Below are 14,914 nucleotides of genomic sequence, written 5' to 3'. Positions count from 1 at the left end.
CCGTGGCCCGCCTGCTGGACGTACGGGACCTGCGCGTCGCCTTCCGCACCCGCGACGGCGTCGCCGAGGCCGTCGGCGGGGTGAGCTACGCCGTCGACGCCGGGCGGACGCTGGCCGTGCTGGGCGAGTCGGGGTCGGGGAAGTCCGTCACCGCCCAGGCCATCATGGGCATCCTCGACTCCCCGCCCGCCTTCGTCACCGGCGGCAAGGTGTTCTTCCAGGGACGCGATCTGCTCACCCTCGGCCGCGAGGAGCGCCGCCGGATCCGCGGCGCCAAGATGGCGATGATCTTCCAGGACGCGCTGTCCGCCCTCAACCCGGTGCTCCCGGTGGGCGCCCAGCTCGCCGAGATGTACCAGGTGCACCGCGGCATGTCGCGCAAGGACGCCCGGGCGCGGGCCGTCGAGCTGATGGACCGGGTCCGCATCCCGGCTGCGGCGGCGCGGGCCGGGGACTATCCGCACCAGTTCTCCGGCGGGATGCGCCAGCGCATCATGATCGCCATGGCGATCGCGCTGGAGCCGGAGCTGATCATCGCCGACGAGCCGACCACAGCGCTCGACGTCACCGTCCAGGCCCAGGTCATGGATCTGCTGGCGGAGCTGCGCCGCGAGTACGCCATGGGGCTCATCCTCATCACCCACGACCTGGGCGTGGTCGCCGACGTCGCCGACACCATCGCCGTGATGTACGCGGGCCGGATCGTGGAGACCGCGCCGGTGCGCGACCTGTACCGGCGCCCCGCCCACCCGTACACCCGCGGGCTGCTCGACTCCATCCCGCGCGTGGATCAGCGGGGCGGCGAGCTGTACGCGATCAAGGGGCTGCCGCCCAGCCCGCTCGCGCTCCCCCCGGGCTGCCCGTTCAGCCCCCGCTGCCCGCGCGCCCGCGATCTGTGCCGCACCGACCGGCCGCCGCTGTACGAGGTGACGGACACCGGGGCGACGGACGCGAAGGCGGGCGGGCGGGCCAGCGCCTGCCACTTCTGGAAGGAGGAGCTGCATGGCCTCGACCCCCTCGACCCCCTCGGCACCGCCGGTACCGTCGGCCCCCTCGGCGGCTGACCCGGCCCCGCCCGTCCTCGAAGTACGCGGCCTCGCCAAGCTCTATCCGCTCACCCGCGGCGTCCTCATCAAGCGGCGGACCGGCGCGGTGCGGGCGGTCGACACGGTCTCCTTCGACCTGCGGCGCGGCGAGACCCTCGGCGTCGTCGGCGAGTCCGGCTGCGGCAAGTCCACCCTCGCCCGGCTGCTGGTCGGCCTGGAGCGGCCGACCGCCGGTTCGATCCGCTACCGGGGCGAGGACATCGCGCGGCTGTCCGGGCGCGCCCTGCGGGCCGTTCACCGCAACATCCAGATGGTCTTCCAGGACCCGTACACCTCGCTCAACCCCCGCATGACGGTGGCCGACATCGTCGGCGAGCCGTACGAGATCCACCCCGAGGCCGCCCCCAGGGGCGACCGCCGCCGGGCGATCCAGGACCTGCTGGACGTCGTCGGCCTCGACCCCGAGCACATCAACCGCTATCCGCACCAGTTCTCCGGCGGCCAGCGCCAGCGCATCGGCATCGCCCGCGGCCTCGCCCTGCGCCCCGAGATCATCGTCGCGGACGAGCCGGTGTCGGCGCTGGACGTCTCGGTGCAGGCGCAGGTGGTCAACCTGCTCGAACGCCTCCAGGACGAATTCGGCCTCGCCTACGTCTTCATCGCCCACGACCTGTCCGTGGTCCGGCACATCTCCGACCGGGTCGCCGTGATGTACCTGGGCCGCTTCGCGGAGACCGGCACCGGCACCGAGATCTACGACCATCCGACCCACCCGTACACCCAGGCCCTGTTGTCCGCCGTCCCCGTTCCCGACCCCGAGGCCCGCGCCCGCCACCGGCGCATCCTGCTCACCGGCGACGTCCCCTCCCCGGCCGACCCGCCCACCGGCTGCCGCTTCCGCACCCGCTGCTGGAAGGCGCGGCCCCACTGCGCGGCGCAGACGCCGGCGCTGGCGGCGCCGCCGGACCTGACGGGCGGCGCCGCCCACCCGTCGGCGTGCCACTTCGCGGAGGAGCGCGCCCCGGTCGGCTAGGGGGTGGCCGGGCGCCTACGATCCGGACCATGCCGCAGAACGACCTCCAGCGCGCCGTCGACTTCCGGCTGCTCTTCGCCCGCCGCCAGTCCGCCGAGGTCAGGCCGGTGCCGGGCGGGTTCCTGGTACGGCACGACGGTTACGCGCGCTCGCACGAGCACAACCAGATCCACATCGACGGGCCCGTCGAGCCGACGCGGCTTCCGGCCGTCGCCGACGCGGCCATGGCCGGGATGCCGCATCGCCGGATCACCGTGTACGACGACCGGCTCGGGCTCGCCGCCGCGCCGGCGCTGGCCCTGGCGGGGTACGAGCACGGGGTCGAGGTGGTCATGACCCACACCGGGCCGGTGCCGGAGCCGGAGCGGCACGACGTCATGGAGCTGGACCTGGGGCCCGCTCCGTACGGCCCGCTGTGGCGGGCCCTGGCGGCGCAGCAGCGCCGGTGGATGCCGGACGCGGACGAGGAGACGGTGCGCCAGCTCGTGGGACGGCGCGAGGCCCGGCGGAACGGGGCCGAGGCGGTGTCCTTCCTGGCCGCCCACGAGGAGAACGGCGACGTCGTCGCCTGGGCCGACCTCTACCTGGAGCCCGCCGACGGCATCGCCCAGATCGAGGAGGTGGCCGCCGCCGAACCCTTCCGCCGCCGCGGCCACGCGAACGCCGTGCTGTCCGGCGCCCTCCGGCGCGCGTCGGCCGCCGGCTGCGCCCTGCGCTTCCTGGTGGCCGACGGCGAGGACTGGCCGCGGCTGTGGTACGCCCGCCGCGGCTTCGTCCCCGTCGGCCGCGCCCACGTCTTCTCGCGTTTCCGCTGAGGGCCCGCGCCGCCCGTCAGCGGCCGGCGAGGAGCCCGAGCGTGTCGATCACGCGGTTCGAGAAGCCCCACTCGTTGTCGTACCAGGCGACCACCTTGATGTGGCGGCCGTCGACGCGGGTGAGGGCCGAGTCGAAGATGGCCGAGGCCGGGTTGCCGGTGATGTCGGACGACACGAGCGGGTCGTCCGAGTACTCCAGGACGCCGGAGAGCGGGCCCTGCGCCGCCGCCCGGTACGCCGCCAGCACGTCGTCGCGCGTCACGTCGCGGGCGACGGTCGTGTTGAGCTCGACGATCGAACCGACCGGCACCGGCACGCGGATCGAGTCGCCCGACAGCTTGCCGTCGAGGTTCGGCAGCACGAGGCCGATCGCCTTGGCGGCGCCCGTCGTGGTCGGCACGATGTTGACACCGGCGGCGCGGGCGCGGCGGGCGTCCCGGTGCGGGCCGTCCTGGAGGTTCTGCTCCTGCGTATAGGCGTGCACCGTCGTCATGAAGCCGTGCTCGATACCGGCCAGCTCGTCGAGGACCGCGGCCAGCGGCGCGAGCGCGTTGGTGGTGCAGGAGGCGTTCGAGACGATCGTGTGCAGCTCCGGGTCGTACGCGTCGGTGTTGACCCCGTAGGCGAGCGTGACGTCGGCGCCGTCCGACGGGGCGCTGACGAGGACCTTCCTCGCGCCCGCGTCGAGGTGGGCGCGGGCGGCCTTGGCCGAGGTGAAGCGGCCGGTGGACTCCAGCGCGACATCGACGCCGAGTTCGGACCAGGGCAGCAGCGCCGGATCGCGCTCGGCGAGCACCTTGACGCGCCGGCCGTCGACGACGAGGGTGTCGCCGTCGACGGTCACCGGGCGGCCGAGCCGGCCGGCCGTGGAGTCGTAGGCGAGGAGCCGGGCGAGGGTGGCGGGCTCGGTGAGGTCGTTGACGGCGACGATCTCGAGGTCGGTGTCGCGTTCGAGCAGGGCGCGCAGCACGTTGCGCCCGATGCGGCCGAATCCGTTGATGGCGACGCGAGTCATGAATGCCCCTTGGTGTCTCTGCGGCTCTGGGTTCGTCACCAGCCTCGCGGGCGGAATCCGGTGGTGGCAGTGGCGTGAGCGCCACGGTTCACAAGGATCGCGCCACGGGGCTATTCGCCCAGCGTGAAGGTGCGCCGGTACTCGCTCGGCGTGGTGCCGAGGATGCGCTGGAAGTGGAGCCGCAGATTGGCGCCGGTGCCGAGCCCGACATCGGCGGCGATCTGCTCGACGCTCCGCTCCGAACGTTCCAGCAGCTCACGGGCCACGTCGATGCGGGCGCGCATGACCCACTGCATCGGGGTGTACCCGGTGTCCTCGGCGAAGCGCCGCGAGAACGTGCGCGCCGAGACGGCCGCGTGCCGGGCGAGGGTTTCGAGGCTGAGGGGCTCGCCGAGCCGGTGCAGCGCCCACTCCCGGGTCGCGGCGAACCGCTCGCCCAGCGGCTCGGGCACGCCGCGCGGCACGTACTGCGCCTGACCGCCGCTGCGGTAGGGGGCCGCGACCAGCCGCCGGGCCGCGTGATTCGACGCCGCCACCCCGAGGTCGCCGCGCAGAATGTGCAGACACAGATCGATCCCCGAGGCCGCACCGGCGGAGGTCAGCACGCTGCCCTCGTCGACGAACAGGACGTTCTCGTCGACCTGGACGAGCGGATGCTTCGCCGCGAGCGCCCGGGTGTAGTGCCAGTGCGTCGTGGCGCGCTTGCCGTCGAGCAGGCCCGTGGCGGCGAGCGCGAAGGCCCCCGTCGAGATGGCGGCGAGCCGCGCGCCCCGGGCGTGGGCGGCGACCAGCGCGTCGCGGACGGCCCCCGGCGGATCGTCGCGGTCCGGGAACCGGTAGCCGGGGATGAACACGATGTCGGCCCACGCGAGCGCGTCGAGGCCCTGGGCGACGTGGTACGACAGGCCGTCGCCCCCCGTCACCAGCCCGGGCGCCGCGCCGCACACCCGCACCTCGTACGGCATGCTCGCCCGGGTCGTGAACACCTGCGCGGGAATGCCGACGTCGAGCGGTTTGGCGCCGTCGAGCACGAGGACGGCGACGCGACGGAGGCGGGAGGCTGGCACGGGAACAGGCTACGCGGGGAGGCTAGCGGTCTGCCGAGGTCAGGGCCCGTTCGATGCCCCGGGGGAGACCGGGCCGGCCGTTGCCCAAGCCGTCGAGCGCGGTCCGGCCTCGGTGACCTCCTGTCAAGGTTCTCCGACACGCCATGCCTCGCCGTCCCACCTGTAGACGGGCAGTCCGTCGGCCGGGGTGGTGCGGAAGGGGCGTCCCCTGTCCGTGATCGTCGTGGTGCCGGAGGCGGCGCCGTCCGACCAGTGGAGCCGGCCGGTCCAGGTGCACGCGCAGTGCTGTGTCGACACGTCGATTTCGAGCTCGACGGGAGAGGCGGACGTCACCTGGTACGGGAAGGCCAGAGGGCTCGTCCGGACGCCGTCCCCGCGCTCCGCGCCCGGGACCCGACGGAGCGGGGATTCGCCGCCTCCACCGCACCTCTAGCTGACCAGCCGAGGGTCGAGCACCGTGCCTGTCATGGGCTTGGCGCGCTTGACGATGCGCACGGTGAAGTCCTCGAGGACGATGGTGCGGCCGCTCCGCCCCGACACCCTGAGGCCGAGCCTGAGGGCGTTCGGTGCCGCGCCCCCGAAGGCGTACGGGTCCCGGTCCCAGGTCGTCCCGTGCCGGCTGGGCCGCTCCCCGGGTACGTAGTCGGCCAGCCGGGCCGTCGGCGTGGGAAAGACCCACCCGCCGCCCGTGCCGCAACCGCTGTCGAGGTGCGGCGTGGCCTCCACCGTGACCATCGGCCCCTCACCGCTCGGGCTCGTCTCGGCCGTGGGCTGCGAATCGCGCGGCTCCGTGCGGACCGGTACGAACTGATCGATCAGGGGTTCCCCCGCGTACCGCAATGCGGCCCCGGCCAGTTCCTCCCCCCATACGACCATGCCGCCGACCAGCCCCAGCGGCAGCAGCCACGCCAGCCACCCGGCCCACTGCGGCCGCCTCCTGCCAGGCGTCATGGCGCCCCCCGCCCATGTATGACTGACCGTCAGGCAGATGCCCGTGACGGTCCATCGTCAAACGGGGCGAGGCCGCTGCGCGTGGCTACGCGATGAGGCCGTCGAACTCTCCGGCCTTGGCGGCGCGAGGGCGGCTCGGGATCAGCGCTGCGTGCGGCTCGCCCACACCGGGGCGCCCGCGTCGTTGTACAGGCAGAAGTTGCCGTCGTTCTGGATTTTCACGCTTGTGGCGTGCAGATCCATCCCCGTCGCCCAGACCGCGTTGTGGTCGCGGTCGTAGAGCACGAAGTTCCCGTCGGTCTGCAGGGTGGCGCAGTTGCCGCGGCCCAGGGCGTCCGGAGCGGCCCAGACGGCCTGCCCGTCCCGGTACACGACCAGGTTGCCGTCCTGTTGCATCCGCAGCTCGGTACGCCCGTCGCGCGAGGGCCAGCTCGCACCCATGCACAGTTCGCTGTTCGGTCCCCAGGCGGCGTCTCCCGCGCTCCCCGCGGCGCTCTTCTTGTCCTTGGGCTTCGCGGACGTCCGCTTGGGGGACGGTTTGTGCGCGGCGTTGGTCGGCTTGGCGGACTTCGGGCCCTTGGACGGGAGCGGGGAGCGGGCCGCAGGGGGCGGCGCACTCGCCGTGGACTCCTTGGACTTCGGTTTCTTCTGCGGGCTCCGGCTGGGTTCCGGGGAGGCCGCCTCGTACACCCCGGCACGCGCGCCTTCGCGTTCGAGTACCTTCGTCGCCGCCTTCGAGTCGTCCCGGCCGTCCTTCTCCGAGGAGCCGAGCTTCCCCGCCACCACGAGCAGCGGCACGGCCAGCAAGAGCGCTCCGACGATCGCGGCCCCCGCGAGCACCGGCCGGCGCGGACCGCCCGGCGGCTGCGCCGGTCCCGGTGTCCCGGCGGACGGCCCCGGGCCGCCCGCCGTGGCGGTTTCCGCGAGGCTTCCGCCGTCGTGCTCCTCGGTCCGTGAGGCGCGGGAGGCCTCCTCGGCCGATGCCGATGCCGATGCCGATGCGGAAGCCGGAGCCGATGCCGGAGTGGATGTCGAGGCCGGAGCCGGGGCGGGATCGGCGCCCTTGCCGGCCGCGGACCCGGCCTCGGCCTCCCGGGCCGCGGGGGTGGCCGGTGCCTCCCGCTCGGCGGGTTCCGCCGCCGCGGCCGCGTCTCCCGCGCCGAACGCCGCGCCGGACGCGTCTTGCTTGCGGACAGTCAACTTCCCACCGCATTCCTGAGAGCCGCCCCGCATACGTCTCGCAGCGGGCTGCTCATTAGAAACGCGGCCCCGCGTTCAGGTCAAGCAACTCATGGGAAGCCCCCGGCAGTTGTAGGGGAATCCGGCTTCGGGGACTACGACAGCGCCGGGTCCAGCACGATGTCCTGGTCGCGCGCCTCGGTGGTGGGGGCCTCGGGGAAGTGGCAGGCGGACAGGTGGCCCTCGCGGTTGCCCTCGATGCGCAGCAGCGGCGGCTCCTGCCGCGCGCAGAGGTCCTGGGCCTTCCAGCAGCGGGTGCGGAAGCGGCAGCCGGAGGGCGGGGCGATGGGGGAGGGGACGTCGCCGGCGAGGCGGATGCGTTCGCGGCCCGCGCCGGAGGACGCGTCGTCGCCGTCCATCACCACGGCCGCGTCCGGGACGGCGGACAGCAGGGCGTGGGTGTACGGGTGGCGGGGGCGGCGGTAGATGGAGTCGCGGTCGCCGACCTCCACGATCTTCCCGAGGTACATGACCGCGACGCGCTGCGAGAAGTGCCGTACGACGGCGAGGTCGTGGGCGATGAAGAGGAAGGCGATGCCCAGCTCGCGCTGGAGTTGCCGGAGCAGGTTGACGACCTGGGCCTGGATCGAGACGTCGAGCGCCGAGACCGGCTCGTCGGCGACGATCAGCCGGGGTTCGAGGGCGAGCGCGCGGGCCACCCCGATGCGCTGGCGCTGGCCGCCGGAGAACTCGTGCGGGAAGCGGTTGTAGTGCTCGGGGTTGAGGCCGACGGTCTCCAGCAGCTCGCGCACCCGGGCCTCGCGGCCGCCGGGCGGGCGGATGCCGTTGATCTCCATCGGCCCGGAGATGATGGTGCCGACGGTCTGCCGGGGATTCAGCGAGGAGTACGGATCCTGGAAGATCATCTGGATCTCGGAGCGGACCGGTGCGAGCTGTTTGCGGTCCGCGTGGGTGATGTCCCGCCCCCGGTAGGTGATCCGCCCGGCGGTGGGCTCCAGCAGCCGGGTCAGCAGCCGTCCGGTGGTGGACTTGCCGCAGCCGGACTCGCCGACCAGGCCGAAGCTCTCACCCGCGTGCACGGTCAGGTCGATGCCGTCGACGGCCTGGACGGCGCCCACCTTCCGCCGGAACGGGAAGCCGCCCATGATCGGGAAGTGCTTGGTCAGCTTCTCGGCGACCAGGAGGGGTTCGGGGGTGCCCGATTCGATGCTCATCTGAAGGCGCTCCTTAGCCCAGCCGGGGCTTGATCTGCTCGGTGAAGAGGACCTGGGTCCGCTCGGCGTCCAGATGGCAGGCGGCGCCCCGCCCGTCCGGGAGCGCGGGCCGTATCCCGTGGCACCGCTCGCCGTCCACCTCCGCGGTGTAGCCGCACCGCGGGTGGAAGGGGCAGCCGGGCGGTGGGGCGAGGAGGCTCGGCGGGGTGCCGGGGATGGGGCTGAGCGGTTCGTCGAGGGCGGAGGACAGCCGGGGCATGGAGCCCAGCAGCCCCCAGGTGTACGGGTGCCGGGGCGCCCGCAGCACCTCGCGGACCGTACCGCGCTCCACGGCCCGGCCCGCGTACATCACCAGCAGGTCGTCGGCGGTGTGGGCGACCACGCCCAGGTCGTGGGTGATGAGGATGATCGCGGAGCCGAACTCCTGCTGGAGGTCCTTGAGGAGGTCCAGGATCTGGGCCTGGACGGTGACGTCGAGGGCGGTGGTCGGCTCGTCGGCGATCAGCAGGTCGGGGTCGCACACCAGCGCCATGGCGATCATGGCGCGCTGCCGCATCCCGCCGGAGAACTGGTGCGGATAGTCGTCCACCCGCAGCCGCGGGTTGGGGATGCCGACCTTGTCCAGCATCTCGATGGCGCGCAGCCGGGCGTCCCGCTTGGAGGCGCCGGTGTGTTTGCGGTACGGCTCGGCGATCTGGCGGCCGACCGTGTAGTACGGCGAGAGGGCGGTCAGCGGATCCTGGAAGATCATCGCCATCGTGTTGCCGCGCAGCCTCTCCAGGGTGCGCTCGGGCGCGCCGGTCAGCTCCTGCCCGTCGAGGTGGATCGTGCCGGTGACCGTGGTGGTGCGCGGGTCGTGGAGGCCGAGCACGGTGAGGTTGGTGACGGACTTGCCGGAGCCGGACTCGCCGACGATGCCGAGGGTCCGGCCGCGTTCGAGGCCGAAGGAGAGGCCGTCCACGGCCTTGACGACGCCGTCCTCGGTGGCGAAGCGGACGTGCAGGTCGCGCACCGACAGAAAGGCGCCGTCGGATGGGGTGGGTGTGGTCACGTCGGCGTCCTTCTAGGCGAGGCGTACGCGCGGGTCGATGACGGCGTAGGCGGCGTCGACCAGGATGTTGAACACCACGATGGCCGCGGCGCTGACCAGCATCACGCCCATCAGCATCGGCAGATCGGTCAGCTGGACGGATTCCACGGCGAGCCGCCCGATGCCGTGCAGGGTGAAGGTGTACTCGGTGACCATCGCCCCGCCGAAGAGCGAGCCGAGGTCGATGCCGAAGATGGTGACGATCGGGGCGATGGCGCCGCGCCAGGCGTAGCGGAAGAAGACCGTACGGCTGGACAGCCCCTTGGCCCTGGCCGTACGGACGTGGTCCTCCTGGAGCTGCTCGACCATCTGGGAGCGGGTCATGCGGCTGTAGTTGGCCATGAAGATCAGCGAGAGCACCAGCCAGGGCAGCAGCATCCCGCTGAACCACTTCGCCGGATTGTCGGTGAAGGGGTGGTAGGCGGGCTGCTCCATGATGCCCAGTCCGCTGACGAACCAGGCCAGGCACAGCACGCCGACGAAGTAGATCTGCAGGGAGGCGCCCAGCAGCGACAGCGAGCTGAAGAACTTGTCGATCCAGGTGCCGCGCCGCCAGGCCGCGACCATCCCGATACCGATGCCGCAGACCAGGAACACCGCGGCGCCGCCGATGGCGAGCGAGAGGGTGGTGGGGAAGCGGTCGACGATGGTGCCCCACACCGGCTCCTGGCTGACGAAGGAGTAGCCGAAGCAGGGCGCGGAGCAGTGCCCGACCGCGAAGTCGCGCCCGGCGACGATCCCGACCATGAACTTCCCGTACTGCACCGGGACCGGCTGGTCCAGGCCCAGGTTCTTGTTGATGATCGCGAGCGAGGCGGGATCGCAGCTCTTGCCGCAGGCCAGCCGGGCGGGCTCGGCGGGCAGGGCGAAGAAGAGGAAGAAGGTGATCGCGCTGATCAGCAGGAGGATCAGAAACGCGCCGAGGGACCGGCGGGCGAGGAATCTCAACATGGCGTCATGGATCTTCCGGTCGGGGCGGGTACCGGCCGCGCCGCGGCGCCGGATGGTACGGCGGTGACGGCGCGGCCGGGCTCCTGATCGAGCTGGTACCAGCGGCTACTTGATGAACACGGCCGTCGGGTCCACGGCCCCGTAGATCGGGTTCCACTTCGTTCCGCCGATGCCGGAGCCCCAGAGGGTGAACAGCCGGTTGTAGAAGGTCGGGACCGCGGGCACCTGGTCGGTGAGGACCTTCTCGCTGAGCTTGATCCACTCCGTGGTGGCCTTGTTCAGGTCACCGACCTTGGCGATACGGCTGATCTCCTTGTTGACCGCCGGGACGTTCAGATGGCTGTAGTTCGCCGAGCCGTTGTAGACGTTCTCTCCGCCGTAGGTTGGAGGGACGACGGTCGAGGCGGACGGCCAGTCGGCGGACCAGGAGGATCGGTAGAGGTCGTACTTGTTGTCCACCTTGCCGATCTGGCTGTAGTACGTCGTCTGGTCGATCTCCTTCTTCTGGACCGTGAATCCGGCCCGCTCCAGGGCCTGCTGGACGACGACCGAGGCGTCCTGGTGGGTGTCGCCGTTGCCGTACGCGTAGACCAGCTCGTAGCCCTCCTCGCCGGCCTCCTTCAGCAGCTCCTTCGCCTTCTTGGCGTTGCCGCCGGGGTATTTCTTCTTCTGGAACGGGTCGAAGCCGGGGTCGTAGCCCTTGAGCGTCGGGCCGACCAGACCGCCCGCGACCTCACCGCCCTTCGGGCCGCCGAACTGCTGGAGGTACTGGCCGCTGGGGAACGCCCAGGCGATCGCCTCGCGCACCTTCTTGTTCTTGACCCGGTCCGTATTGATCGAGACGACGTCCACGAAGGGCTGGGTCTCGGTCATCGACCGGGCCATCGCGTCCTTGTTCTTGAGGACCGCCGAGATCTGCGAGGGATCGACGGCGTTGGTCCAGGTCATGCCGTTCTTGTCGGCGCCCTTGTCGGCCACCAGACGGCGGGTGGAGTCCACCCACTGATGGCCGAAGGAGACATCGAAGGTGTTCACGTACTGATGGCGTATCGGATCGGTCCTGGGATCCCACTGGTCGTTCTTGACGAACTGGATGCCCTTGCCCGGCTTGAAGTTCTTGATCTTGTACGGACCGCTGGCCACCGGCGCCTTGTCGTACTTCTCCTTGGTGTCCTTGCCGGGCGGCACCGCGCCGATGTTGGGCATGGCCACGGCGAACGGCACCTCGGCCCGCGGCTGGTCGAAGTGGAAGACGATCGTCTTCGCGTCCGGGGTGTCCAGCACCGACTTCGGCAGGTGCTTGCCCTTGTACGGGCCGTCCGGCAGCGCCTTGCGGTACTTCTGGCCCTCGCCCGAGAGCCACTGCTGCAGATAGGTCGGGCCGTTGGTCTGATACGGCGCGTAGAGCCGCTCGACGGCGTGCCGGACGTCCTTGGAGGTGATCGGCGAGCCGTCCTCGAACTTCAGCCCGTCCTTGAGCGTGTACGTCCACGTCCGGCCGCCGTCGGAGGACTTGCCGGTGTCGGTCGCCAGGTCGCCGACCACCTCGACCTTCCCGGTCTTGTCGTCGATCCGGTAGTTCGTCAGCGTCCGGTTGTAGAGGGTCTGCATGATCAGCTCATCGCTGACATAGATCTGTCCCGGATCCAGATGCTCGAACGCGTCGCGCTGGAGCACCGACACCGTGCCGCCCTTCTTCGCGCCCGGCAGCTCCTTGGCGGGCCCGGTGGAGTCGGCGGCGCTGCCCAGGGCGATCCCCTGGGCCTTCATCTTCGGTTCCCTGGAGTCATCGGTCCCCGAGCCGCCCCCGCTGCTGCACGCCGAGAGCGCCAGCGCGCCCGCGGCCAGGGCGACGGCGTAGGTACGTGCTCTGCGCCTGCTGTTCAACGTCATGGTGGTGAATGCACCTGCCTCGCTGGACCTCGTCGGACGGAACACTTGCCGTTCTCTGCGTCTGCCGTGCGGCGCCGGTCAGCGCCTGGTCTTCGGGTCCATGGCGTCCCGGACCGAGTCCCCGAGCAGGTTGAAGGCGACGACGAAGATCACCATGGCGATGCCGGGGAAGAACATGTAGGTGATGTCGCCCTCGTAGAAGTTGGCGCCCTTGGCGAACATCCGGCCCCAGTCGGGGGTCGGCTCGACCACCCCGACGCCGAGGAACGACAGGGCCGCCTCCGTCGTCACGAAGTTCGGCAGCATCAGCGTGGACTGCACCAGGATCGGCGTGCCCAGATTGGGCAGCAGCTCCTTGCGGACGATCCGCCACGGCGAGGCCCCCGTCACCTTCGCGGCCTCGACGAACTCGCGCTCCCGCAGCGACAGCACCTGACCGCGCAGCAGCCGGGCCAGCTGCATCCAGCCCAGCAGCCACAACACCGTGACCAGGGCCGTCACCCGGAAATAGGTCGGGGTCTCCTTCTGCGGGCTGACGAACAGCGCGGTGACCACCGGCATGAAGGCGACGAAGAACAGCTGCTGCGGAAAGGACAGCAGCAGATCGATCAGCCGCCCCAGGAAGTAGTCCGTGCGCCCGCCCAGATAGCCCGCGACGACGCCGACGACGATGCCGGTGATCGTGGACAGCAGCGTCGCGGCCAGCCCGATCAGCAGCGAGGTACGGATGCCGTACACCAGCTGCGTCAGCACGTCCCGGCCGAGCTTGGGCTCGATGCCGAACCAGAACTCGCCGTCGATGCCGCCGTTGGGCTTCGTCGGATAGCCGGTGAGCGGATCCAGCAGCTCGGGCCGGTCGAGGCCGTACGTCGTGTACGGATCCTTGCCGTACAGCGAGGAGATCACCGGGGCCAGCACGGCGACGGCGAAGAAGAACAGCACGACGCAGGCGGAGACCACGCCCGTGCGGTCACGCTTGAAGCGCCGCCACATCAGCTGACGGGGGCTTAAGCCGGCCGGCCGGCCGCCCGGTCCGCCCTCGTCGGCCTGCGCGCTCTTCCCGGCCACGGTGAGCTGGGATGGACTGGTCATCGCGTAGCGCCCCCCATGGTGATCCGCCCCGGTACACACCGCCAACTCGGTTTATCTACCCGCGTTGTGGCGGGTTGAGCGGACTTTCGCAACGGATTCACGGCCGGGTCAAGGGGCGGGCGAGCGCGGATGTGCCCGGCCTCGGAGTCTTGAGCGAACATTTGGCAGATCGAGGTCAGGACGTGCTTGACAGCGATCGCGAAGTGCCCACAAAGCATGAGCACTGTGGAGAAAACGCGTTAACGCACAGGCAACTCGACCGACGTCACACCGATATACGGACGCGCCAGGCTGAACTGCGTACGGCCGTGCGGGTGCCGTAAACCGGCCGGGGCGCACCATGTCGCCCCGGCCGGCATCCGGTTGGTCACGATCCGCGCACTTCTTCAGATTTCTTTGTGCTTCTTCGCCTCGCGACGATTGCCCGGGGTGTGCGGTGGGGGAAACCTACGGCTATGGGGCAGGGACGGATACTCACACGCGGAGCGCGTGTTTTCGGCGCACTCGTCTGCGCGGTGCTCGGAATGATCTCGCTGGCGTGGATCGTCCGGGACCTGGACGAGGCGGACAAGGCGAGTCATCTGTGGTGGACATGGTCCGGACTGCCGTTCCGGGCCTCGGGGAGCCTCTTCGGCTCGTCCCTCGTCGACCTGGTCCTGCTCGTCCTGTGCGTCGTGGTCGGGATCTCCGCGCCGCGCTCACCGGCCGCCGCGGGGGCGCTCGGCGCGGTCGCGGCCGTGACCCTCGTCCTGCGGCTGCCGAGCCTGTGGAACCTCAACGCGGACTGGATGCAGGGCATCCCCGACGACCTCAAGACGCGGGCCGATCTGAGCGCCTGGGCCGGGGTGGTGCTCGCGGGGCTGCTGCTGGCCACCGTCGCCGCGGCCCGGCGCCCCGCCGACGGGTACGCCGCGTCCCCCGCCGACCGGCCGCCCGGGCGGCCGGGTCCGGGGGCCGCCGTGACGGCGGCGCTGCTGCTGGGCGCGGCGGGCGCGGTCCTGGGCGCCTGGCAGATCTACTGGGCGCAGAAGGCGCACTGGGACATCTACAAGTACCAGCTGACCGGCAAGCACACCCTGGTCACGCTGCTCTCGCCGCCCGCCGCCTGGGAGAGCTGGGCCCTCGTCGCGTTCTGCCTGGCGGCCGCCGTGGCCGCGTCGGCCCGGGCGCCGCTGTCCCGGCCGCTGGGGATGGTGGCCGCGGTGCTGGTGCTGGCGACCGGGGTGAGCGAGACCTCGCTCTACGCCAGGCTGAAGTACCTCGAGCACCTCGGCGACCTGCCGACGGTCGGGGTGCTGTCGGTGCTCACCGCGTTCTTCGAACTGCTCGCGGGGCTGGTCGCGCTGATCGTGCTGGCCCGGCGGGGCGGGACGGACACCCCGGCCCCGGCATACGGTGCGGGGGCGTACGAGCCGGGGGCGTACGGCGGCTACGGCGGCACCGGATACGCGCCGCCGCCCGCCGCCCCGCCGGGCTACGCCCCGCCCCCGCCCGCCGCGCCGCCCACGGCGCCGCCGCCTCCGCCGTCCCCGCCGCCGGGCTGGTGA

13 protein-coding genes are annotated in these 14,914 nt (G+C 71.6%); 4 read left to right on the top strand and 9 right to left on the bottom strand.

The genetic code is table 11. The features are described 5' to 3' along the window. Positions 1-2: 2 nt before the first annotated feature. The 3 genes from ABZ562_RS13680 to ABZ562_RS13670 are packed head-to-tail and all read left to right on the top strand — an operon-like array spanning position 3 to position 2,894. Positions 3-1,064 carry an ABC transporter ATP-binding protein gene (locus ABZ562_RS13680; protein ID WP_361477706.1) on the top strand — a complete coding sequence of 354 codons (1,062 nt, stop codon included), beginning with the start codon at positions 3-5 and terminating at the stop codon, positions 1,062-1,064. After that, positions 1,003-2,079: a dipeptide ABC transporter ATP-binding protein gene (locus tag ABZ562_RS13675; RefSeq protein ID WP_361477703.1), complete on the top strand. Its 1,077-nt coding sequence runs from the start codon at positions 1,003-1,005 to the stop codon at positions 2,077-2,079. The genes ABZ562_RS13680 and ABZ562_RS13675 overlap by 62 nt, the downstream gene beginning before the upstream one ends. A 29-nt stretch (positions 2,080-2,108) precedes the next feature. Next, the gene (locus ABZ562_RS13670) at positions 2,109-2,894 is read left to right on the top strand and encodes a GNAT family N-acetyltransferase (protein WP_361477700.1); all 786 of its coding nucleotides are present in this window, start codon (positions 2,109-2,111) and stop codon (positions 2,892-2,894) included. Positions 2,895-2,910: 16 nt separating this feature from the next. Here ABZ562_RS13670 and gap read toward each other — a convergent pair whose 3' ends face one another. The 9 genes from gap to ABZ562_RS13625 form a co-directional block, all read right to left on the bottom strand. Continuing rightward, complete coding sequence (gene gap, locus ABZ562_RS13665; protein ID WP_361477697.1) at positions 2,911-3,909, bottom strand: type I glyceraldehyde-3-phosphate dehydrogenase; 999 nt, start codon at positions 3,907-3,909, stop codon at positions 2,911-2,913. Positions 3,910-4,019: 110 nt separating this feature from the next. Continuing rightward, on the bottom strand, positions 4,020-4,976 hold the full coding sequence (locus ABZ562_RS13660) for a helix-turn-helix domain-containing protein (protein WP_361477694.1): 957 nt from the start codon (positions 4,974-4,976) through the stop codon (positions 4,020-4,022). 429 nt (positions 4,977-5,405) lie between these two features. Beyond that, the gene (locus tag ABZ562_RS13655) at positions 5,406-5,927 is read right to left on the bottom strand and encodes a hypothetical protein (protein ID WP_361477691.1); all 522 of its coding nucleotides are present in this window, start codon (positions 5,925-5,927) and stop codon (positions 5,406-5,408) included. 141 nt (positions 5,928-6,068) lie between these two features. After that, positions 6,069-7,127 carry a hypothetical protein gene (locus tag ABZ562_RS13650; protein ID WP_361477688.1) on the bottom strand — a complete coding sequence of 353 codons (1,059 nt, stop codon included), beginning with the start codon at positions 7,125-7,127 and terminating at the stop codon, positions 6,069-6,071. 134 nt (positions 7,128-7,261) lie between these two features. Further along, positions 7,262-8,341: an oligopeptide/dipeptide ABC transporter ATP-binding protein gene (locus ABZ562_RS13645; protein WP_361477685.1), complete on the bottom strand. Its 1,080-nt coding sequence runs from the start codon at positions 8,339-8,341 to the stop codon at positions 7,262-7,264. Positions 8,342-8,354: 13 nt separating this feature from the next. Then, positions 8,355-9,392 carry an ABC transporter ATP-binding protein gene (locus ABZ562_RS13640; RefSeq protein WP_361477682.1) on the bottom strand — a complete coding sequence of 346 codons (1,038 nt, stop codon included), beginning with the start codon at positions 9,390-9,392 and terminating at the stop codon, positions 8,355-8,357. A 12-nt stretch (positions 9,393-9,404) separates the two neighbouring features. Next, positions 9,405-10,382: an ABC transporter permease gene (locus tag ABZ562_RS13635; RefSeq protein WP_055548110.1), complete on the bottom strand. Its 978-nt coding sequence runs from the start codon at positions 10,380-10,382 to the stop codon at positions 9,405-9,407. A gap of 105 nt (positions 10,383-10,487) precedes the next feature. Then, positions 10,488-12,275, bottom strand: a complete 1,788-nt coding sequence (locus ABZ562_RS13630) for an ABC transporter substrate-binding protein (RefSeq protein WP_361477679.1) — start codon at positions 12,273-12,275, stop codon at positions 10,488-10,490. Positions 12,276-12,353: 78 nt separating this feature from the next. Beyond that, positions 12,354-13,367: an ABC transporter permease gene (locus ABZ562_RS13625; protein ID WP_361477676.1), complete on the bottom strand. Its 1,014-nt coding sequence runs from the start codon at positions 13,365-13,367 to the stop codon at positions 12,354-12,356. 524 nt (positions 13,368-13,891) lie between these two features. Here ABZ562_RS13625 and ABZ562_RS13620 point away from each other — a divergent pair. Next, positions 13,892-14,914 (top strand): hypothetical protein, encoded by a 1,023-nt coding sequence (locus ABZ562_RS13620; protein ID WP_361477673.1) that lies wholly within the window; start codon positions 13,892-13,894, stop codon positions 14,912-14,914.

The sequence above is a fragment of the Streptomyces sp. NPDC019937 genome, from assembly GCF_040631655.1.
Lineage (GTDB): Bacteria > Actinomycetota > Actinomycetes > Streptomycetales > Streptomycetaceae > Streptomyces.
The sequence above is the reverse complement of the archived record's forward strand: the minus strand, read 5'-3'. Positions and strand labels throughout refer to the sequence as shown.